The sequence below is a fragment of the Gordonia oleivorans genome, from assembly GCF_040044975.1.
In the GTDB taxonomy this organism is placed as follows: Bacteria; Actinomycetota; Actinomycetes; order Mycobacteriales; family Mycobacteriaceae; genus Gordonia; species Gordonia oleivorans.
On record NZ_JBDZDI010000002.1, the window covers coordinates 412,133 to 431,729 of the forward strand.

The 19,597-nt window shown below is 67.4% G+C and carries 20 protein-coding genes, 6 tRNA genes and 1 riboswitch; of the genes, 12 read left to right on the forward strand and 14 right to left on the reverse strand.

The window, feature by feature from the left end; all coding sequences use genetic code 11:
* Window positions 1-47 precede the first annotated feature (47 nt).
* Window positions 48-1,052: a phosphotransferase family protein gene (locus tag ABLE92_RS05290; RefSeq protein WP_348803621.1), complete on the reverse strand. Its 1,005-nt coding sequence runs from the start codon at window positions 1,050-1,052 to the stop codon at window positions 48-50.
* Between the two features lie 175 nt (window positions 1,053-1,227).
* On the opposite strand from ABLE92_RS05290, the gene ABLE92_RS05295 reads away from it, so the two are divergent.
* Entirely contained in the window at window positions 1,228-1,962 is a 735-nt protein-coding gene (locus ABLE92_RS05295; RefSeq protein WP_348803623.1) for a DUF2306 domain-containing protein, read from the forward strand.
* Here ABLE92_RS05295 and ABLE92_RS05300 read toward each other — a convergent pair.
* The 10 genes from ABLE92_RS05300 to ABLE92_RS05345 form a co-directional block, all read right to left on the reverse strand.
* On the reverse strand, window positions 1,935-2,495 hold the full coding sequence (locus tag ABLE92_RS05300) for a GNAT family N-acetyltransferase (protein WP_348803624.1): 561 nt from the start codon (window positions 2,493-2,495) through the stop codon (window positions 1,935-1,937). The genes ABLE92_RS05295 and ABLE92_RS05300 overlap by 28 nt on opposite strands.
* 207 nt (window positions 2,496-2,702) lie before the next feature.
* Window positions 2,703-3,167 (reverse strand): DUF1622 domain-containing protein, encoded by a 465-nt coding sequence (locus ABLE92_RS05305; protein WP_348803625.1) that lies wholly within the window; start codon window positions 3,165-3,167, stop codon window positions 2,703-2,705.
* 43 nt (window positions 3,168-3,210) lie between these two features.
* A complete protein-coding gene (locus ABLE92_RS05310; protein ID WP_348803626.1) occupies window positions 3,211-3,831 on the reverse strand; it encodes a class I SAM-dependent DNA methyltransferase in 621 nt (206 codons plus the stop codon).
* A 17-nt stretch (window positions 3,832-3,848) separates the two neighbouring features.
* Window positions 3,849-4,622 (reverse strand): 3-oxoacyl-ACP reductase, encoded by a 774-nt coding sequence (locus ABLE92_RS05315; protein WP_348803627.1) that lies wholly within the window; start codon window positions 4,620-4,622, stop codon window positions 3,849-3,851.
* Window positions 4,616-4,712, reverse strand: a riboswitch (TPP riboswitch). It overlaps the preceding gene by 7 nt.
* 101 nt (window positions 4,713-4,813) lie before the next feature.
* Window positions 4,814-5,008, reverse strand: a complete 195-nt coding sequence (locus ABLE92_RS05320) for a hypothetical protein (protein ID WP_348803628.1) — start codon at window positions 5,006-5,008, stop codon at window positions 4,814-4,816.
* Between the two features lie 105 nt (window positions 5,009-5,113).
* Window positions 5,114-5,185 (reverse strand) — tRNA-Val (locus tag ABLE92_RS05325).
* 20 nt (window positions 5,186-5,205) lie between these two features.
* Window positions 5,206-5,278 (reverse strand) — tRNA-Gly (locus ABLE92_RS05330).
* A gap of 138 nt (window positions 5,279-5,416) precedes the next feature.
* Window positions 5,417-5,491 (reverse strand) — tRNA-Val (locus tag ABLE92_RS05335).
* Between the two features lie 32 nt (window positions 5,492-5,523).
* Window positions 5,524-5,597: transfer RNA gene (locus ABLE92_RS05340), tRNA-Cys, on the reverse strand.
* Between the two features lie 22 nt (window positions 5,598-5,619).
* Window positions 5,620-5,692 (reverse strand) — tRNA-Gly (locus ABLE92_RS05345).
* A gap of 308 nt (window positions 5,693-6,000) precedes the next feature.
* Here ABLE92_RS05345 and ABLE92_RS05350 point away from each other — a divergent pair.
* Window positions 6,001-6,072, forward strand: a tRNA-Val gene (locus tag ABLE92_RS05350).
* 685 nt (window positions 6,073-6,757) lie between these two features.
* Here ABLE92_RS05350 and ABLE92_RS05355 read toward each other — a convergent pair.
* From ABLE92_RS05355 to ABLE92_RS05365, 3 genes are all read right to left on the reverse strand, one after another.
* Window positions 6,758-7,051 (reverse strand): hypothetical protein, encoded by a 294-nt coding sequence (locus tag ABLE92_RS05355; RefSeq protein WP_348803629.1) that lies wholly within the window; start codon window positions 7,049-7,051, stop codon window positions 6,758-6,760.
* Window positions 7,048-7,665, reverse strand: a complete 618-nt coding sequence (locus ABLE92_RS05360; RefSeq protein ID WP_348803630.1) for a recombinase family protein — start codon at window positions 7,663-7,665, stop codon at window positions 7,048-7,050. Before ABLE92_RS05360 ends, ABLE92_RS05355 begins: the two co-directional genes overlap by 4 nt.
* 272 nt (window positions 7,666-7,937) lie before the next feature.
* Window positions 7,938-8,813 (reverse strand): D-hexose-6-phosphate mutarotase, encoded by an 876-nt coding sequence (locus tag ABLE92_RS05365; RefSeq protein WP_348803631.1) that lies wholly within the window; start codon window positions 8,811-8,813, stop codon window positions 7,938-7,940.
* A 71-nt stretch (window positions 8,814-8,884) separates the two neighbouring features.
* On the opposite strand from ABLE92_RS05365, the gene ABLE92_RS05370 reads away from it, so the two are divergent.
* The 10 genes from ABLE92_RS05370 to pdxS all read left to right on the forward strand — a co-directional run bounded on the left by ABLE92_RS05370 (window position 8,885) and on the right by pdxS (window position 19,584).
* Entirely contained in the window at window positions 8,885-10,309 is a 1,425-nt protein-coding gene (locus tag ABLE92_RS05370; RefSeq protein ID WP_496560769.1) for a carboxylesterase/lipase family protein, read from the forward strand.
* A gap of 138 nt (window positions 10,310-10,447) precedes the next feature.
* Window positions 10,448-11,974: a glycosyltransferase 87 family protein gene (locus ABLE92_RS05375; protein WP_348803632.1), complete on the forward strand. Its 1,527-nt coding sequence runs from the start codon at window positions 10,448-10,450 to the stop codon at window positions 11,972-11,974.
* Window positions 11,902-12,315: a TIGR02611 family protein gene (locus ABLE92_RS05380; RefSeq protein ID WP_348803634.1), complete on the forward strand. Its 414-nt coding sequence runs from the start codon at window positions 11,902-11,904 to the stop codon at window positions 12,313-12,315. Before ABLE92_RS05375 ends, ABLE92_RS05380 begins: the two co-directional genes overlap by 73 nt.
* 169 nt (window positions 12,316-12,484) lie before the next feature.
* Window positions 12,485-14,557: a threonine--tRNA ligase gene (gene thrS / locus ABLE92_RS05385; protein ID WP_348803635.1), complete on the forward strand. Its 2,073-nt coding sequence runs from the start codon at window positions 12,485-12,487 to the stop codon at window positions 14,555-14,557.
* Window positions 14,550-15,137 carry an ATP adenylyltransferase gene (locus tag ABLE92_RS05390; protein ID WP_348803636.1) on the forward strand — a complete coding sequence of 196 codons (588 nt, stop codon included), beginning with the start codon at window positions 14,550-14,552 and terminating at the stop codon, window positions 15,135-15,137. Before thrS ends, ABLE92_RS05390 begins: the two co-directional genes overlap by 8 nt.
* A 34-nt stretch (window positions 15,138-15,171) precedes the next feature.
* Window positions 15,172-15,885, forward strand: a complete 714-nt coding sequence (gene pgsA / locus ABLE92_RS05395) for a phosphatidylinositol phosphate synthase (protein ID WP_348803637.1) — start codon at window positions 15,172-15,174, stop codon at window positions 15,883-15,885.
* Window positions 15,878-16,795, forward strand: coding sequence for a phosphatidylinositol mannoside acyltransferase (locus ABLE92_RS05400; RefSeq protein WP_348803639.1), 918 nt, complete (start codon window positions 15,878-15,880; stop codon window positions 16,793-16,795). The genes pgsA and ABLE92_RS05400 overlap by 8 nt, the downstream gene beginning before the upstream one ends.
* Window positions 16,792-17,916 carry a glycosyltransferase family 4 protein gene (locus tag ABLE92_RS05405; RefSeq protein WP_348803640.1) on the forward strand — a complete coding sequence of 375 codons (1,125 nt, stop codon included), beginning with the start codon at window positions 16,792-16,794 and terminating at the stop codon, window positions 17,914-17,916. The genes ABLE92_RS05400 and ABLE92_RS05405 overlap by 4 nt, the downstream gene beginning before the upstream one ends.
* A gap of 77 nt (window positions 17,917-17,993) precedes the next feature.
* Window positions 17,994-18,515, forward strand: coding sequence for a LemA family protein (locus ABLE92_RS05410; RefSeq protein WP_348803641.1), 522 nt, complete (start codon window positions 17,994-17,996; stop codon window positions 18,513-18,515).
* 220 nt (window positions 18,516-18,735) lie between these two features.
* Window positions 18,736-19,584 (forward strand): pyridoxal 5'-phosphate synthase lyase subunit PdxS, encoded by an 849-nt coding sequence (gene pdxS, locus ABLE92_RS05415; protein WP_425476180.1) that lies wholly within the window; start codon window positions 18,736-18,738, stop codon window positions 19,582-19,584.
* Window positions 19,585-19,597 lie beyond the last annotated feature (13 nt).

The window sequence follows — 19,597 nt, forward strand, 5'->3', positions numbered from 1 at the left end:
CAGGTCTCGAGATCGGTCGGGGTGATTGGACCGACTCGACGCCGCGTTCACACGTGCGCGCCGAGCAGGTTCAGCAACTCCCACTCGTTCTCGCTGACGCGGCGACCGATGGCGGCCAGTTCCACCGACATGGTGGCTCCGGACAGGTGGCGCTGTGCCTGGTGCACGCAGATCAGGCCCCATCGCAGCGTGCCGTACACCTGCCACCAGAACACCGCGTCACGGTCGACGGTCGCTCCGCTCCCGGCCTCGTAGGCACCGACGAATTCGTCGAGATCACATAATCCGCCGACCACTCCGGCGCCGCCGAATCGCCACGCCTTCACACACATCCAGCCCAGATCCTCCAGCGGATCACCGACGTGCGCGAGTTCCCAATCGAGTACCGCGGCCAGTCCGTCGTCGTCGACGATGATGTTGCCGACCCGGTAATCACCGTGCACCAGTGCGCGTCCCGACTCTTGCGGGCGTCGGTTGGCCAGCCAGGCGAGAGCGAATTCGAACGTGGGTAGCGGGCGGTCGATGGAATCCAGTTCCCGCTGCCAGGACTCGAGCGGATCCTCGTCGGGCAGACCCGGAATCGTATCGGGGTCGATGCGGTGCAGGCGGGCCAGGCTGTGCCCCAGTTGCGCACCCAGCCGCGTCCGCGCCGATGCGAATCGCTCGTCGCGCAGTATCTTTCGGGGGATGGTCTCGCCGTCGACGCGATTCATGACGACGAAGTCGCCGCCGATGTCGGGGTGATCCTCTCCTGCGGCGAGGACGGTCGGCGACGCCACGCCGGCGGCGCCCGCGGCGCGCATCAGCGCAGCCTCACGGAGGAGTGACGAATCCTCGCGCGCACCAGGGAGATCGAGCCGCAGGATGAGCGGGTGCGCCCGATCGTCAATTGTGGCGGTGAACGCCCACGTCTGCCGGGAGGCGCCGGCGGGAACGCGCGTGAGGTCGGTGACGGTGACGTCGCCCGCGCCGTGGACATCTGTCAGGACGTCGACGAGTCCCGACGAAATGCGTTCGGCCGGTTCGGATTGACGGGAGTCGGTCGGCGTCATGGGTGCAGTCTACGGGGCCGTCGGCGCATATCGTGGCGGATTCACCCCCGCAGGGGTACCCGAAAACCCGGGTGGATACGGGGGTTTACCCGGTGCCGGCTCCGACCCGACATTCGTAGTCTCGGTGTCACCGCGAACTCGTCATCTCGAGTTCTCCTGATACGGAAGGATACTCATGTCCGCCACGAAGTTCGTCACCGGGCGGTACACGGTGATCGCGCTGACCTGCGTCGCGGTCGCCGTGATGGCGCCCGCGCCGTATGTCGGCTCCCGGATGAGCGAGTTGGCGGCGAGCGACACCGGCCTGGCCGCGCATTACGCGACGCAGCCACAATGGGTGATCACCGTCCTCTACATCCACATGGTCACTGCCGGTGTCGCATTAGGGATCGGTCCGCTGCAGTTCTCCACCTACATCCGGTCGCGGTGGCTGAGGGGACATCGCGTCGTCGGGCGGGTCTACGTCCTCGCGGTCCTCCCGGCCGGGGTCTCCGGTCTCATCGTGTCCGCCTTCAGCGCCGCGGGTCTGGCGGGTCTCTTCGGTTTCGGCACGTTGGCGTTGCTGTGGCTGACATTCACGGCGCGTGGCACGCTGTGGGCATTCCGCGGCGACATCGCGCGCCATCAGGCCTGGATGATCCGGGGGTTCGCGATGACATATGCCGCTGTCACGTTGCGGGCCTGGCAGATGGTGCTGATGGGCGTGATCGAGGCGTCCGGCGGCTCCGGCGACGTGTTCGCACGCGCGTACGCCCCGGTGCCGTTCCTGTGCTGGATTCCGAATCTGATTGTCGCCGAGTACCTGATCTCACGGCGGGGGCTCCCGGGATTGCGGTATGTGGTGCCGCGCCCGACGGCTGCGGCCGTCGCGTCGCCGGTGTCTCAGACGAGTGGCAGCGTCATCACGTAGTCGTGTTCGACGCTGCCGCCGAGGTCGAAGGTCTTCACACCCGCGCGAGCGAACCCGAACTTGCCGTAGAAGCGTTGCGCCCGAACGTTTTCCTGGTTGACGCCGAGCCAGACGACGGCGCTGCCGCGTGCTCGTGCCCGATCGATCGACGCCCGCATCAGCAGGTGCGACGGGGGATCGGTACGCGATCGGCCATGGTGGTCGGGGAGCACGTACATCTTCGAGATCTCCGAGCAGGGGCGCTCGGTGACCACCGCCCCGACGTCCGGATCCGTCGGAGCTCGATGATGGACGAGCGCATAGCCGAGGAGACCGCCGTCCGTGGTGCGCGCGGCGAGGACATCGGAGTCCGGAGAGGTGACGTGGCCGGCGAAGGCGGCAGCGGACAGGTTCGCATCGATGAAGCCGACGATGTCGTCCGGTCGGGCGTGGGGCGGACATGCGAGCGGGAACGTGGCCGCCGCGACGTCGGCGAGTGCCGGGGCCGACGCAGGATCGGTGATCACGTCGACGGTGATGGACGGCGCCGTCATGCCAGGGGCCTCGCTTCGCGCAGATAACCCCTCGCGTGACGAACGACGCGAGGGGATCGGGGATGGGGACTACTTCTTGCCGCAGGTGCAGTTCTCGCCGCATTTGCAGTCGGGGCCGCAGGTGCAGTCGGGGTTGTCGCAGGCCGGGGCGTTCACATTGCTGATCATGCATACAACGTTACGACGACGGTGATCGAAAGGACACCGTCATTGGTCCCGAGTTGGCGTGACCACCGCCGATTCCGAGGGATCGCCCGCCTCCCGGCGAGCCCGGGTGGCCCGCGCGTCGCGTGCGACGGCGTTGCCGATGACCTGACCACCACTGGTGAGCAGGGCACGTCGCCAGGGGAGAACCCCCTCGATCTCGATCTGGATCGACATCGACAGGATCGTCCGGATCAGGACGATCATTCCCAGGATGGCGGCGTCGGTGATGGACGGCTTGGAGGTGATGGTCCGGATGAGGTCGGCGGCCACCAGGATCTCCAGCCCGAGCAGGATGGCGCCGCCGAGGGTGGTGCGCAGCACGGCGAAGGCGGCCGCGCCGCCTTCCTTGCGGACCAGCGACCGTGCGCTCAGCACGGCGGCCGTGGCGAATCCGACGATCATTGCTGCGGCCCCGATGGCCTCGAACGCCACCGCGATGTCGGAGAACGTCTCCTCGATGGTCATGCGGGCACCTTACCCAGACCAGGCTCGCCTGGTGCTGACTCGGTCACCGGCGGAGCAGCAGGTGGATGTGGGGAAAGCGATTATCGTTGTCGGGGCGGCTGATGAGGCGCCATGCCTCGGTGAAGCCGGCGGTGGTGGCGTCCTCGGCCAACGCATCCGGATGCCAGCGCCACGCCCGGGCGACGGCGTGGTCGAACTCGTGCACACCGGGGTCGTCACTGCTCTGCAGAGCGAGCAGCACGGTGGCTCCGGATGGCAGCCGCCGATGCCAGCTGCACAGCACCGCGCGAACGTCGTCCGGCGGCAGATGAATCAGGCTGAAGCGTGCGATGAGGCCGGTGACGTCGGCGAGATCGACGTCGCGCAACCACGCGTCACCGACGTCGAACGAAATGCCCGGGTAGGCCCGGCGGGCGTGTGTCAGCATCTGCTCGCTCGGATCGACTCCGCGGACGTCGAAGCCGCGACCCCGCAGGTCGGCGGCGACATGCCCTGTCCCACAACCCACGTCGACGATCCGCGCGCCGGGGCCGGGCAACTCGTCGGCGAACATTGCGACGGCGTGTCGTTCGAGCGGCGAGGTGTAGGCGGTGGGGAAGCGTTGCGCGTAGACGTCGGCGAGTGCGTCGTATCCGGGTTGGGCCCGATCTTCCGAAGTGGTCATGTCTGATCGGGGTGCCGTCAGTCCTTCACAAGTCCGCCGTCGACCACCAGGTTCTGTCCGGTGACCGCCCGCGACCAGGGTGAGAGGAAGAACAGGACGGCGTCGGCGAATTCGGCAGGTGTGGTCACCGACCGCAGCGGCGTCGTGGCCGCAATCGCGTCGAACACCTCCGCCGGCGTGGCCGAACTGGCGTCCGTGGTGCGCAGCAACCCGCCCGAGACCATGTTCACCGTGATGCTGTCGGGGCCGAGATCGGCCGACAGGGTTCGGGTGAGCGCCAGCAGCGCAGCCTTGGCGGCGGTGTAATCGTGATAGGGGACAACGGGATTCTGCACCAGGTTGGTGCCGATGTTGACGATGCGGCCACCGCCGACGGCGCGCATTCCCGGCAGTGCGGCCTGGGTGGTGTTCAGGGCTCCGCCGACGATGCCGCGGAACTGCGCGTCGAGTTCGTCGACGGTCAGTTCGTCGGCATGGGGCCGGGCGTCCCCGTTGAAGGAGTAGTCGGGCAGCGCGTTGTTGATCACCGCGGTGACGGGATGCCCGAAATGTGTTGCGGCGCGCTCGATCATCGAGTCGACGGCTGCACGGTCGGTGACGTCGGCGGGAAGGGCGATGGCGTTGTCACCGAGTGCGGCCGCGAGTTCGGTGGCAGCGTCGGCGCTGCGTCGGTAGTTGATGACCACCCGTGCGCCCTGCGCGGCGACCGCTTGGACGATGTGCGTGCCGAGTCCCCGGCCTCCGCCGGTGACGAGGACGACGTGTTCGGAAAACGGCGATGCCACAGGCATTCTCAGACCATCCCTTCGCCAGTACTAACTGGAGCAGGTTCGACGGGTGTGCTCTCAGCCGGCCGGTCGCCGGCACCCCGTGTCGATGGTCATCGAATCGTATTGCCGCGCCGGATGCAAGCACGCCGCGGCGGTCGACTCAGTTCGCCGTGCGATCGGGGGACAGCGCGGCGAGTAGGAGGAGGAGAACCTCAGACGCCGACGAGGCGACGCGATTCGATCCGTGCGACGGCGGCACGGAGTTCCTCGTCGCGGATGTCGAGGTCGTCGACGCGGCGGGTGATGGGAAGCAGGTCGGTGATCACCTCGGCTCCACTGACGGCAACATCGTGGGTGGTCACCCATTCGAGGGTGTACTGCAAGGCGGCGCGGTCCATGGTCATCACTGATCTCGGGTAGCGGGTGGGCTGGGATCTTCTCGGGTCGTGCGTGCCCGGATGTGGCACGTGCGACCCAGCAAGAAACCCACTGCGATGAGTGGGTTTCTCTCGTGCGCGATACAAGGATTGAACTTGTGACCTCTTCCGTGTCAGGGAAGCGCTCTCCCACTGAGCTAATCGCGCGGGCTATGAAATTGTGACCGAGCGGATGACGGGATTCGAACCCGCGACCCTCACCTTGGCAAGGTGATGCGCTACCAGCTGCGCTACATCCGCATGACGGCACGCGTGAAACGCTCACGACGTGCTGCGCAACCATATTCGATGCCGTGGTGATAATCCAAATGCGCAGGCACCGGCATCACGGTCGGACTCGCGGCAATGAAAAAACCCGCCGATTCAGGCGGGTTCTCGTGGTGCGCGATACAAGGATTGAACTTGTGACCTCTTCCGTGTCAGGGAAGCGCTCTCCCACTGAGCTAATCGCGCGGGCTATGAAATTGGCGTGGAAATGACCCTCTTGGAGGTGGCGACGGGAATCGAACCCGTGTGCACGGCTTTGCAGGCCGTTGCCTCACCACTCGGCCACACCACCAGAGGCGAGCTTGCTCGCACCGAGCGGATGACGGGATTCGAACCCGCGACCCTCACCTTGGCAAGGTGATGCGCTACCAGCTGCGCTACATCCGCATGCCCCGCGAGCGATCTTGTGGACCATTGTGCTCGCGATGCGGGACAGAACATTATCCGAACGTTACGGAGATGCCAAATCGCCTGGTCAAACAGTCGAGGGGAGTATGTCCGTGGAGCGGGGGCAGCGTTGTCGGAGTGGTTGATGGGGCTCGGGGGACCTCAGGTGCGGCGCGATCAGGGGAGCCGGTCATGCCGGTGTCCATGCAACAGTCGTGGGCGTCTGCCTCTCGAGGCGATTTGGGTAACCCGGGAGTGTGCGTGTACTGTTCCTGCTCGTGCACCGACGCCGTTGAGGGTCGGAACACGGTCCCGTGGCTCAGTGGAAGAGCGTCCCGTTCACACCGGGGAGGTCGCTGGTTCGATCCCAGCCGGGACCACCGCAATCGGGTGGTCGGCATTCGCCAGGCGCCACCGAAAACCGCAGATCGCTCGTCTTCTGAGCGCTGTGACACTCTCCGCGGTACGGGGCATACGTCGCAGAGCCATAGGCGGGCACCGGACTCGTGGGCCGATGAGCCGCTCGATACTCGTCCCGGGGACCCGGTATTCAGTACTCCGACACCGACAACATCGTCATCGGGCTCATCGTCGAGCAGATCACCGGCGGAATCCATGACGCCGCGCTCGCGGACGAGGTCTACCGCCCAGTCGGTCTGGGCCCGACCTCGATCACCTTGCCGGAAACCTACATTCGCGGATACACCGACGCCGGCGAGCCCGACGACGTCACCAAGTACTCTCAGTCCCACCGGTGCGTCGGCGTCGGGAGGCATGCTGCCCACCGCCTCCGATCCGAATACGTCTACGGTCACACCGGCAACGTTCAGGGCTACACGGCGTTCCTCGCCGGCACCGATGACGAGACGAGATCGGCTGTGGTGCTGGCGAACTCACAGATCAATGATGCACAACCCGACGTCTTCGCGTGGCTGTGCGCGGTCTTCGACGCCGCGGTCTGGGCACTGAGCCCCTCACGAGTCCGCGAGGGTAGCTCCCGGGCGTCGGCAGGGGCGCAGCAACGCCCACTCGACGGGATGTGGCGCCCACTCGACGGGATATCGGTCAGTGCCTCGACTGCCGCCGGAATCCGTACAGGGCGGCCCGATAGCCGCGTTCGTAGCTCTGCTTGATGTCGGGAATGCAACCGTCGGCCAAGGCTGTCGACGCGTGATGCACCGCCCAGGTACGCGGCATCGACGCGAGGTAGGTCGATGCGTCGTCATATCCGCGCTGGAACTCCACCGGATCGACGGTGGGATCGGCCAGCGTGGGATCGGGCAGGGTCCGATCGGGGATGACCGACTCGGCGGGGACTGCGGTCGGGAAGCGCAGGACGCGGGGCCCGCTGATGGTCATCGTGTGGTCCTCTTCTCGGCGAGTGTTCGGTAGAGCGTGGCGCGGCTGACCCCGAGGGTGGCCGCGATTGTCGGTACGGGATCTCCGTTGGCGCGCATACGTTTTGCGAGTTCCACCTGGTCATCGGTGAGAACGCGCGGACGACCGAGCGAGGCGTTGCCATGACCCGGCCCGCGGATCCGGGTGCGCCGGCGTCCGGCGTCGGCCTCCTCGTTGACGACGGCCAACGACGCCAGGACGCCGACGATCATGGCGCCCGCGTCGTCGGTGGTGGTCAGTCTCTCCCGCAGGGCGCGGACCCCGAGTTCGCGGTCGGCGAGCGTGCGCAGCGTCGACAACACCTCCGGCGTGGTACGGCCGAGGCGGTCGATTCCGACGACGACGACGGTGTCGCCGGTTCGTGCGTAGTCGAGCAGCGCGTCGAGGCCTGTCCTCGGTGCGTCGGGGGCATCCGTGCGCGTCTGGTCGGTGTAGACGCGGGCGGGTGGCACGCCGCTCTCGATGAGTGCATCGATCTGGGATTCGAGAGTCGGGTCATCCGAGGACGTGTCTCCACCCGCGCGCGCATAGCCGAGCATCATCCCGGCAGGCGTCGACGGGCCGATCGAGGTCATGACGGGAACACTATCTCGAAAAGGGTGGAAGAGATATCGCGACACGACGAAATTATGAGACAGATGGAGGGTTATCGTCGCCTTTGCCTTGGCACGTCACTGCGACGGGTTGTGGAGCGTTGTGGCGCATCAAATCATGCATGTAGACCAAGATGGGCAACAGTGTTGACCGCACGATCGGGAGTGGGTGCCGCGGCCGCCTGGTGCCGGCGCGTGCGCGTCGCATAAATCCTCGCGGAGTTACGAGACTTTATGAGATTGCCGAGCTGAGTTCAGTCCGCCGGTTGATCGGATACCGCGATCGTCTGCCACATCGAATGTGTGGCGCCCGCCGGTACCGACACGACGTCCGGACCGACGTTCGCCGCTTCCACGCAGACGAACTCACGCCAGTGCGCACCCACATCGCCCATGGTCGCCGCGCCCGCCTCACCCGGGTTCCAGACCACCGCGCTGCGCGCTGACCGCGCCGCCACCGTGATGGTCCGGCGCAGATCAGGATCGATGAGCCGGTATCGCCCGCCGGAGCCGGAATACACCCGGTCGCTGCGCGGGAGGTCGTGGGGGAGTGCCCAATCACCCTGCTGCTCATGGGTTCTCATGTCATCGAACTTGTCCAGATAGGGCAATCCGGCCAGGCCCTCCACGTGAACATCGGTGGCATCGGAGACGCGGAAGTAGTTGTGGAAGGCCTCGGTGATGGTCGCCGGCTCGTCGCCGGGGTTGTGGGTGTGCAGACCCATCTCGAGGTGCGTGCCGACGTGGACGGTCATCCGTAGGCCGACCGCGAGATGGTCGAGTCCGAGGGGTTCGAGCTCCAGGTCGACGCCCGCGTCGGTGCGGGCGCCGCCGGTGAGTGTCCACTCCGCCGTCCGCGCATAACCGTGCGACGGGACATCTCCGCTCTGGCCTTCGCGGGCGAAGTACGGCCAACACACCGGGACGCCGCCTCGAATCGGGGTGGGCACAGCGGCGAGTTGCGGTGAGACCCACAGCACGTCGGTGTCCGATCCTGCCGGGACGAACGAGATCACCTGACCGCCGAATACCGAGATCGCCGCCGTGGAGTGGCCGCTCTCGATGATGACGGCGTCGAGGCCGTGCACCGTTGCGCGTCGCACACCGTTGATGTCCACCGATTCGCTCACCGACCCAGCGTGGCACAGGCTCTCCGCGATCGGCGCCTGCCGACCGAAAAGTTCGCGTAGCGTCGGTCGACGTGACCCAAGCCGACGTCCAAGCTCCCGTGGTGACCACCTCCACCGGCCGGGTTTCCGGCCTCATCGAGGGGGGCATCTCGTCCTACCTCGGAATCCCTTACGCCGCACCACCGATCGGTCCCGCCGCGTTCGCGGCACCGGCGCCGGCCGCGGCGTGGGAGGGAGTGCGACCGGCCTCCGAGTACGGCCCGACGGCCCCGCAGGTCGGATACCCCGCACCGATCGCGGCGCTCCTCGACAACGTCATCGTGCCCGGCGACGACTACCTGAACCTGAACATCTGGACACCGGACCCCGGTGCGGGTGGACTGCCGGTGATGGTGTGGATCCACGGCGGGGCGTTCACCCGCGGCTCCAACCGCATCGAGATGTATGCCGGAGACACCTTCGCGCGTGACGGCGTCGTCTGCGTCGGCATCAACTACCGCCTCGGTACGGCCGGGTTCGCCTCCATCGACGGGGCACCCGAGAACCGTGGGTTACTCGATCAGCTCGCCGCGCTGCGCTGGGTACGCGACAACATCGCGGCCTTCGGTGGCGATCCCGACGCCATCACCGTCTTCGGCGAATCGGCCGGCGCGATGAGCGTCGCGTCGCTGCTGGCGTCGCCCCGAGCGACCGGACTGTTCGCGCGGGCGATCATGCAGAGCGGCAACGGATCCGCGGCCGCCGATCCGCGCGATGCCCGCACGATCACCGCCCGGATGGCGGCGATCCTCGGCGTCGGCGCGACGGCCGAGGCATTCGGTGCGATCGGCGCCGCAGATCTGCTGTCCGCCCAGTCGCAGGTGGCCCTGGAACTGATGGTCAATCCGGATCCCGCGCTGTGGGGCGAATCCGTCATCTCCGTCGGGATGGGCATCATGTCGCAGTTCCCGGTGGTCGACGGCGAGGTACTCACCGCCGTCCCGCACGAGGCGATCGCCGCCGGCGCCGGCGCCGAGGTCCCACTGGTGGCCGGCTGGAATGCCGACGAGTTCCGCTTCTTCATGGTCGCCACCGGCGGCGCGGCAGCCGTCACCGAGGACACCGCCGCGGCGATCCTGGGTCGCGGACCCGGCGGACCGGAGTACCTGCGGGCGCGACTGGCCGACGGGGCGAGCCCGGGGGATGCGGTGAGCGAGGCACTCACCATGCGCGGCTTCTCACTTCCCACGACCGCCATCGCGAGGTCACGCCCGGCCGGGTCGACGCACCTGTACGAGTTCGGTCATCAGAGCCCGCAGGCCGACATCCGCGCCGGGCATGCGGTGGAGATCCCCTTCGTCTTCGATCACCTCGCGGATGCGCATCCGCTGGTCGGACCCGAACCGGACCAGCGGCTCGCGGACGCGATGCACCGGGCGTGGGTCGACTTCGCGACCACCGGCGATCCGGGGTGGACGACGTATCAGAATTCGAGCGATATCAAGCATTTCGACTGACATTCACCGGGGTCGCCGCCTCGGCAATGCGCGACAATTCCAGCATTTCCGATCATTTCCACCCCGAGAATCCCGACATCCGGGGCGCCACGATCGTATGTGCTCTGAGCTGCGCCGGAACCGTCGTACGGTGAGGACATGTCGGTCGATCGCACCACAGCGACCCTCCCGGCGGATCGCCGATCCGTCGGGTGGGGATTGGTGATCGGTGCCGCGGTCGTCGCGGTCGCCGTCGTGATCTGGCAGATCACCGTCATTCCCTACGGAAATCCGTTCTACGGCCTGTTCCGCAACATGACCGACCTCAAGGTGTATCGCGCCGGCGCCGACACCGTGCTGCACGAGAGTTCGCTGTACCAACATGCCGTGTGGGCCCACCTGGAGTTCACCTATCCGCCGTTCGCGGCGGTGGTGTTCGTACTGTTCGCGGTGATGTCCCTGTCGGCGGCCAAGGTGGTGTGGTGGGTGGGGATCTACCTCGTCCTCGTCGCCGTCGTGATGCTGGGATTCCGCTCGCTCGGCTACCGCGCGGACCGTCGTCTCTGGTTGCTCGCGCTGTGCGCGGGTGTCGCGGTGACGGCTCTCGAGCCGGTGCGCACGACCATCTGGCTGGGTCAGATCAACATCTTCCTGATGCTGATCGTGCTCGCCGACCTGGTCTTCTGCGATCTGCGCCGGCCCGGGTCGTGGTTGCGGGGCGCCGGTGTGGGCATCGCGGCCGGGCTCAAACTGACCCCGGCATTCATGGTGGTCTACCTGCTCGCGGTGCGCCGGTTCCGTGCCGCGGCGGTGGCGGTGGTCGCGTTCGTGGCGACCGTCGTCGTCGGATTCATCGTGATCCCGGGCGACTCCCGCGCCTACTGGACCGATTACGTCGGCGGCGCCTCACGGGTCGGGCGGGTGGATTCCCCGGCGAATCAGTCGATCAACGGGTTCATCTCGCAGCTCCTGGCGTACTTCGACATCAGCCGCTTCCGCCATCCCTATCCCGACGGCGGCAGCGTGTACGAGGCGCCGGCGTGGTTTTGGATGCCGATCGCGGTGATCGCCGCGGTGCTCGGGCTGTGGGCGGCGGTCATCGCCTACCGACGGCAGTGGCGTCTGCTGTCGGTGACGATCGCCGCGATGACGGGTGCGGCCGTGTCGCCGTTCTCGTGGGGACATCACTGGGTGTGGTTCGTTCCGCTGCTCGTCGTCGCCGTCGAGGCCGCCTACCGGGGAGTTCGCGCCCACCGTGGTCGCTGGTGGTGGTGGCTCGGTCCCGTCGGCATCGTCGTCGGCTCCTTCGCGTGGTCCTACAACTGGTGGGACAGTGGGCCCTATCGCGCCTCGGACCACGCCATCGCGATCGGTGTGTTCATGATGCCGCGCTGGGCAGATGTGCACTGGTACGACTCCCTCGCGGTGGTGCTGTATTCGGGTGCCTATCCGGCGGTCCTGCTCGGGACGATCCTCGTCACGCTCGTCGTCGCACACCGCGGCACACCCGGCCGCGTCGGCGCCGAACCCGGTGCGGCCCCGCAGCCCGACACCACCGACGATCCCGATCGCTATCCTGGAGTCCCCACCACCACACAGGAGGACAGCCGACAGTGCGGGCCTGGCAACGACTCAGGATCTGGGCGCGCAAACGCCGCTACATCGTCCGGCGCGATCCTCGGCTGAATCTCACCTATCGGATCTCCGTCGGGGTGATCGGTGCCCTGGTCCTGGCCGTCGGCATCTTCGCGATCCCGTACCCCGGTCCCGGATGGGTGATCGTGTTCATCGGTCTCGGCATTCTCGCGTCGGAGTTCGATTGGGCACACCGCCTGCTGACCTTCGCGCGCGCGAAGTACGACGCGTGGATCGAGTGGATGAAGCGTCGGCACTGGTCGGTTCAGGGTCTCGTCGGGCTGGGAACCTGCGCCGTCGTGGTCGGCTCGCTGTGGATGCTCGGCGTGTTCGGGACGCTCGCCGGATGGTTCGACGTCAATGCCGGGTGGGCCGACAGCCCCATCCTGTGAGCCCGGCCCGTGGGCGAGCGGGTCGGGTCGGTGTCGCGTACCGCGGCCGGTGAATTCCGCCCATCCGGTGGCAAACCGGGGTACCTCACGCGGATACGATCAACGTCGAACCCGCAAAGCCCGTCGGTGCGTGAGTGAACGTACCGGCCTGTATCGAGGAGCGTCCGCCGTGCCCGACGATGTCACCGTGAGTCACCCAGCCACCGTGCGTGTGCCTGCCGGGACCACCGCGGGCACCGCGCTGCGTGAGCACGACCTGCCAAACAAGGGGCCCGAGGCCATCGTCGTGGTGCGCGACGCGGCCGGCGACCTGCGGGATCTGTCGTGGACGCCGGAACTCGACACCGACGTCGAACCGGTCGCGGCCAACACCGAGGCCGGGCGCAGCGTCATCCGGCACTCGACCGCGCATGTCCTCGCGCAGGCCGTGCAGGAGCTGTTCCCGGAGGCCAAGCTGGGGATCGGGCCGCCGATCAAGGACGGCTTCTACTACGACTTCGAGGTCGCCGAACCCTTCACCCCCGACGACCTCGCCGCGCTCGAGAAGAAGATGAAACAGATCATCAAGTCGGGTCAGCGGTTCTCCCGCCGTGTCTACACCTCCAAGGACGAGGCGCGGATGGAGTTGGCCAAGGAGCCGTTCAAACTCGAGCTCATCGACGACAAGGGTGCCGCCGCCGACAGTGAGGTCATGGAGGTCGGCGGGGCCGAACTCACCGCCTACGACAACCTCAATCCCCGCACCGGAGAACGCATCTGGTGCGACCTGTGCCGTGGCCCGCACGTTCCCACCACCAAGTACATCGCCGCGTTCCGGCTGACCCGCAGTTCGGCGGCGTACTGGCGGGGTGATCAGGCCAACGCCGACCTGCAGCGCATCTACGGCACCGCGTGGGAATCGCCGGAGGCGCAGGACGAGTACCTGGAACTTCTCGCCGAGGCCGAACGGCGCGATCACCGCAAGCTCGGTGCCGAACTCGACCTGTTCAGCTTCCCCGACGAACTCGGGTCGGGGTTGCCGGTCTTCCATCCCAAGGGCGGGATCATCCGCACCGAGATGGAGGACTACTCGCGTAAGCGGCACATCGAGGCGGACTACGAATTCGTCAACACCCCGCACATCACCAAGGGACATCTGTACGAGGTGTCCGGGCACCTCGACTGGTACTCCGAGGGCATGTTCCCGCCGATGCAGCTCGACGCGGAGTACAACGAGGACGGCTCGGTCCGCAAACCGGCGCAGGACTACTACCTCAAGCCGATGAACTGCCCGATGCACAACCTGATCTTCCGCTCGCGTGGACGGTCCTACCGGGAGCTGCCGCTGCGGCTCTTCGAGTTCGGCACGGTCTACCGCTACGAGAAGTCCGGCGTGATCCACGGATTGACGCGGGCCCGCGGCTTCACCCAGGACGACGCGCACATCTACTGCACCCGCGAGCAGATGCGCGACGAGCTGCGTTCGTTGCTGACCTTCGTCCTCGATCTCCTCAAGGATTACGGGCTCGACGATTTCTATCTGGAGTTGTCGACGAAGAATCCGGACAAATCCGTCGGCGACGACGCCACCTGGGACGAGGCGACCAATACCCTCGCCGAGGTCGCCCGGGAATCGGGACTCGATCTGGTGCCCGACCCCGGTGGCGCGGCGTTCTACGGGCCCAAGATCTCGGTGCAGGTGAAGGACGCGCTCGGGCGCACCTGGCAGATGTCGACCATCCAGCTCGACTTCAATCTCCCCGAGCGGTTCGGTCTGGAGTACACCGGCGCCGACGGCGGCAAGCACCGCCCGGTGATGATCCACCGCGCGCTGTTCGGGTCGATCGAGCGTTTCTTCGGCGTGCTCACCGAGCACTACGCCGGCGCATTCCCGGCCTGGCTCGCTCCGGTGCAGGTGGTGGGTATCCCGGTCGCGGAGGCCTTCGTCGATCACCTGCAGGCGGTGATCGCCGAGTTGAAGAAGCGCGGCATCCGCGCCGAAGTCGATTACTCTGACGACCGCATGCAGAAGAAGATCCGCACCCACACCACCGGAAAGGTGCCGTTCATGCTGCTCGCGGGGGAACGCGACGTCGCCGCCGGCGCGGTGAGCTTCCGATTCCGTGACGGTACCCAGGTCAACGGGGTGCCGACGGCGCAGGCCGTCGACGTCATCGCCGACTGGGTGGCATCGCGGCGCAACGAGTCACCGACGAAGGATCTGATCTCCGCCGGCGAGGTGGGTGAGAGCACCGATGGCTGACGACGCGGGCGAGCCCGGGTCGACGATCCGGGATTGCGGCACCGGCGATCCGGACCGGCTGCAGCGGCTGTGGAGTCCGCATCGGATGACCTACATCACCGCCGATCCACCGTCGACCACCTCGACCGGGCATCCGTTCCTCGACATCCCGACCATGAGCGACGAGGACGGGTTGATCGTCGCCCGCGGTGAGCACGTGTACGCGGTGCTCAATCTGTATCCGTACAACCCGGGACACACCATGATCGTCCCGTATCGGCAGGTCGCCGATCTGGAGGCACTGACCCCGGGGGAGTCGGCGGAGTTGATGGCGTTCACGCAGCGGATGATCCGCACGATCAAGTCGGTGTCGAACCCGAACGCCTTCAACGTCGGACTCAACCTCGGGTACGCGGCCGGCGGGTCGCTGGCCGAGCATCTGCATCAGCACATCGTGCCGCGGTGGGTGGGTGATGCGAACTTCATCACCGTCGTCGGTGGGGCCAAGGTGATGCCGCAGTTGCTGCGTGACACCCGCGCCCTGCTCGCCGACGCCTGGATCGCGCACGGCTACACCGCGGACGCGGGAGAACAGCGATGAGACGCTCGCGTCCCAGGGCGCAGGGAGCGGATCGGTGCTGAGCATCCTGGGCCGCGCTTCGGTGTCGAAGGTGACCCTGCCGATCGGTCGCGCCCTGCTGCGTACCGGGCTCACCCCCGACATGATGACGGTGATCGGCACCGTCGCCACGATCGCCGCGGCGGTGACCCTGTTCCCGATGGGGCATCTGTTCATCGGCACCTTGGTCATCTGGCTGTTCGTGATGTTCGACATGCTCGACGGTGCGATGGCCCGTGCCCGCGGTGGTGGCACCCGATTCGGTTCGGTGCTCGACGCCACCTGCGACCGCATCGCCGACGGCGCGATCTTCGCCGGCCTGGCCTGGTGGTGCGTGTGGACCGAGCCGCATCAGTTGCTGTTCATCGCCACGCTGATCTGCCTGGTCACCTCGCAGGTGATCTCCTATGCGAAGGCCCGCGCCGAGGCGGCGGGACTGTACGGCGACGGTGGTCTCATCGAACGGCCCGATCGCCTCATCATCGTGTTGGTCGGTGCGGGATTCACCGGTCTGGGTCTGTGGTGGGCGATCCACGTGGCGATGTGGCTGCTCGCCGTGGGCAGCGTGATCACGGTGGGTCAGCGGATGTTCTCGATCGCCGCCTCGCCGGGGGCGCGGGAGTTGATTCCGCTGGCCGCGCCGGCCGATCCGGACAGCGATGCCGGGGACTCCGGCGGCACCGGCACCACCGGTACCGCGGGCACCGACTCCACCGGCGCCGATGCTTGAGCGTGTCCGGGCGGAACTGACCGACCTGGGGTATCGGGCCGGCTGGGCGGGCGTGCGCCACGCACCCGACGGTCTCGCGCGTGCGTTGTTCGACCGGGGCGGGGCATTCGCCGGGCGCCGCGACGGCGGCCCGGAACAGTTGCGGCGCAACCTGGCCCGCGTGATCGGGACGCCCCCCGAGCAGGTGCCCGACGACCTCGTCGAGGACGCCATGCGGTCCTATGCGCGGTACTGGTACGAGGCCTTCCGGCTACCGGCCCAGGATTTCGCCGCCACCGCCGCCACGGTCGACGTACCCGCCGACGACCAGGTTCGTCTCGACGCCATTCTCGATCGCGGAAAGGGCGCGATCCTGGCGTTGCCGCACACCGGGAACTGGGACATGGCCGGGGTCTGGCTGGTCCAGAATCGGGGCAGCTTCGCCACCGTCGCCGAACGCCTGGAACCGGAGTCGCTGTTCCGGCGGTTCGTCGAGTACCGCGAGTCGCTGGGTTTCGAGATCTTTCCGCTCTCCGGCGGTGAGCAACCCCCGTTCGGGTTGCTCGCCGAGCGTCTGCGGGCCGGCGGCGTCGTCTGTCTGCTCGGTGAGCGTGACATCGCCCGCCATGGTGTGCCGGTCACCTTCTTCGGTGAGCGCACCCGGATGCCCGCCGGGTCGGCACGGTTGGCGATCGAGACCGGCGCCGGCCTGCTGCCGGTGCATCATTGGTTCACCGAGGCGCCGTATTCACAGATCAGCTGCGGTCAGGAGATCGACGTGTCGGTCGGCGTCGAGGCCGCCACCCAGGCGCTGGCCGACGCCTTCGCCGCCAACATCGCCGCGCACCCGACCGACTGGCACATGCTGCAGCCCCTGTGGGAGGCCGACTGGACCGACCGCCAGCGGGCCCGGGTGCAGGGGGCCACATGAGAATCGGGATGGTGTGCCCGTACTCCTTCGACGTCCCCGGCGGTGTCCAGGCCCACGTCGTCGAACTGGCCCAGGTGTTCATCGAGCGTGGCCACTTCGTGAGTGTGATCGCGCCGACCGATCATGCCGACGAGCTACCCGACTACGTGGTCCCGGGCGGGCGGGCGCTGGCGATCCCGTACAACGGGTCGGTCTCGCGAGTGAACTTCAGCCCCAACGGATATCGGCGCCTGCGCCGCTGGATCGCCGACAACCACTTCGACGTTCTGCATGTGCACGAACCGAATTCACCCAGCCTGTCGATGATGGCGCTGATGGTGGCATCCGGTCCGATCGTCGTGACATTCCACACCTCGACGTCACGATCGTTGTGGCTCAGCACTTTTCAGGGTGCCCTGCGCCCGTACCACGAACGGATCGCGGGCAAGATCGCGGTCAGTGAACTCGCCCGTCGTTGGCAGATGGAATCCCTCGGCTCCGATGCGGTGGAGATCCCCAACGGCGTCGACGTGGCGTCGTTCGCGACTGCCCAACCGCTCGACGGTTACCCGTGGCCGGGGCGCTCAGTCCTGTTCCTGGGACGCTTCGACGAACCCCGCAAGGGCATCGACATCCTGATGCGGGCGCTGCCGACGGTCGTGGCTGCCTTCCCCGACCTGCGGGTGCTGGTGGTCGGCGGCGGCAACCAGAAGGCGTTGCGCCGGCGCGCCGGCGACCTGGCCGATCACCTCGTGTTCCTCGGGCAGGTCGACGACGACACGAAGGCCCGGGCGTTGGCATCGACCGACGTGTACTGCGCCCCGAATCTCGGCGGTGAGAGTTTCGGCATCGTGCTGGTGGAGGCCATGGCCGCGGGCGCGGCGGTCGTCGCGAGCAAGCTCGATGCGTTCCGGCGGGTGCTCGACGACGGGCGGGCAGGCACCCTGGTCGGTGTCGGCGCCGCCGACGAACTGGCCGAGGCCATCGTGGGCCTGCTCTCCGACGACGACGCCCGCGCCGCGCAGGTGGCGGCCGGTCGCGCGCGAGCGGATCGGTACGACTGGTCGCGGGTCGCCGATCAGATCATGCGCGTCTACGAGACGGTCACCGTGGGCGCCGGGTCCGTGGTGGTGTCGGACTGATGTGCGGTGATGATGATGTGCGGTGATGATGTCGCGGCGGCTCATCGCGGCGCGACCCGGATGCAGGGAGGGCGATCATGTCGACGGCTGTGACCGTGCTCCTCGTCGTGGCGGCCATCGTGGTGGTGATCGTCGGTGGCTGGGCGTACGGGCGGGCCAATCGACTCGACCGGCTCAATGTCCGCGTCGACCTGGCCTGGCAGGCATTGGAGGCGGCGCTGGAACGACGGACCGTCGTCGTGCGGGCGATCGCCGCGTGGATGGACGATTCCGATGACGCCGACATCCATGCCGCGGCACGAACGCTGGTCGCGCGGGCCGACGCCGCCGAACACGCCGCGCGGGATCAGCGCGAGGACGCCGAGAACGAACTGTCGGTGGCCCTGGGACACCTCGATCCCGGCGCGCGCCCACCGGCGCTGGTGGCCGAACTCGCCGACGCCGAAACCCGAGTGATGATGGCGCGACGCTTCTACAACGACGCCGTCCGTGACACCCGCAGCCTCGCCGACCGTCGGCTCGTGCGTCTCCTGCGACTCGGGGGCACGGCCAAACGACCCGAGTACTTCGAGATCGTCGAGCGGGTCACCCCGAGCTGAACCCCCCGAGCTGAACCTCTGCGCTGTTTCCCCGATTGCGTCGGCACCGTCGTCCGGCGTCCGGACCGGCGATCATCATCCGATGACCCTCGCCTATCCTGGATCGGAGACGTTCGCGGCGCGCGGACATGCGAGAACGAGAAGCAGGAGAGCATCAGTGAGCCAACCGAACACCCCCATCACGGAATCCGGTCTGGGGACTGCCCGGGTCAAGCGGGGAATGGCCGAGATGCTCAAGGGCGGCGTCATCATGGACGTGGTCACCCCCGACCAGGCCAAGATCGCCGAGGATGCCGGTGCGGTGGCGGTCATGGCCCTCGAGCGTGTGCCCGCCGACATCCGCGCCCAGGGTGGGGTGTCGCGGATGAGTGATCCGGACATGATCGACGGAATCATCAGCGCGGTGTCCATCCCGGTGATGGCCAAGGCGCGCATCGGGCACTTCGTCGAGGCACAGATCCTGCAGAGCCTCGGCGTGGACTACATCGACGAGTCCGAGGTGCTCACCCCGGCCGACTACGCCAATCACATCGACAAGTTCGCCTTCACGGTTCCGTTCGTCTGCGGTGCGACCAATCTCGGTGAGGCACTTCGACGTATCACCGAGGGCGCGGCGATGATCCGCTCGAAGGGCGAGGCCGGCACCGGCGACGTGTCCAACGCGACGACCCACATGCGCAAGATCCGCGACGAGATCCGTCGCCTGACCTCCCTGCCCGCCGACGAGCTCTACGTCGCGGCGAAGGAACTGCAGGCGCCGTATGAGCTGGTCGTCGAGGTCGCGCGAGCCGGCAAGCTGCCCGTGACGTTGTTCACCGCCGGCGGTATCGCCACCCCGGCCGACGCCGCGATGATGATGCAACTCGGTGCCGAGGGCGTGTTCGTCGGTTCGGGCATCTTCAAGTCCGGCAATCCCGCGCAGCGCGCGGCGGCCATCGTGGCTGCGACGACCTTTCACGACGACCCGGATGTGCTCGCCAAGGTCTCCCGGGGCCTGGGGGAGGCGATGGTCGGCATCAACGTCGACGACATCCCGGCTCCGCATCGTCTCGCCGAGCGTGGCTGGTAGCGGCGCCGGTCGG

Excerpts from the sequence above, each read along its gene's own strand:
- ABLE92_RS05405 (WP_348803640.1), top strand. The coding sequence starts at position 16,792 with ATGAGAATCGGGATGGTGTGCCCGTACTCCTTCGACGTCCCCGGCGGT.
- ABLE92_RS05355 (WP_348803629.1), bottom strand. The coding sequence starts at position 7,051 with ATGACCATCAGCGGGCCCCGCGTCCTGCGCTTCCCGACCGCAGTCCCC.
- ABLE92_RS05300 (WP_348803624.1), bottom strand. The coding sequence starts at position 2,495 with ATGACGGCGCCGTCCATCACCGTCGACGTGATCACCGATCCTGCGTCG.
- ABLE92_RS05305 (WP_348803625.1), bottom strand. The coding sequence starts at position 3,167 with ATGACCATCGAGGAGACGTTCTCCGACATCGCGGTGGCGTTCGAGGCC.
- ABLE92_RS05400 (WP_348803639.1), top strand. The coding sequence starts at position 15,878 with ATGCTTGAGCGTGTCCGGGCGGAACTGACCGACCTGGGGTATCGGGCC.
- ABLE92_RS05360 (WP_348803630.1), bottom strand. The coding sequence starts at position 7,665 with ATGACCTCGATCGGCCCGTCGACGCCTGCCGGGATGATGCTCGGCTAT.
- ABLE92_RS05390 (WP_348803636.1), top strand. The coding sequence starts at position 14,550 with ATGGCTGACGACGCGGGCGAGCCCGGGTCGACGATCCGGGATTGCGGC.
- ABLE92_RS05375 (WP_348803632.1), top strand. The coding sequence starts at position 10,448 with ATGTCGGTCGATCGCACCACAGCGACCCTCCCGGCGGATCGCCGATCC.
- ABLE92_RS05410 (WP_348803641.1), top strand. The coding sequence starts at position 17,994 with ATGTCGACGGCTGTGACCGTGCTCCTCGTCGTGGCGGCCATCGTGGTG.
- ABLE92_RS05310 (WP_348803626.1), bottom strand. The coding sequence starts at position 3,831 with ATGACCACTTCGGAAGATCGGGCCCAACCCGGATACGACGCACTCGCC.
- pdxS (WP_425476180.1), top strand. The coding sequence starts at position 18,736 with ATGGCCGAGATGCTCAAGGGCGGCGTCATCATGGACGTGGTCACCCCC.
- ABLE92_RS05290 (WP_348803621.1), bottom strand. The coding sequence starts at position 1,052 with ATGACGCCGACCGACTCCCGTCAATCCGAACCGGCCGAACGCATTTCG.
- ABLE92_RS05295 (WP_348803623.1), top strand. The coding sequence starts at position 1,228 with ATGTCCGCCACGAAGTTCGTCACCGGGCGGTACACGGTGATCGCGCTG.
- ABLE92_RS05315 (WP_348803627.1), bottom strand. The coding sequence starts at position 4,622 with ATGCCTGTGGCATCGCCGTTTTCCGAACACGTCGTCCTCGTCACCGGC.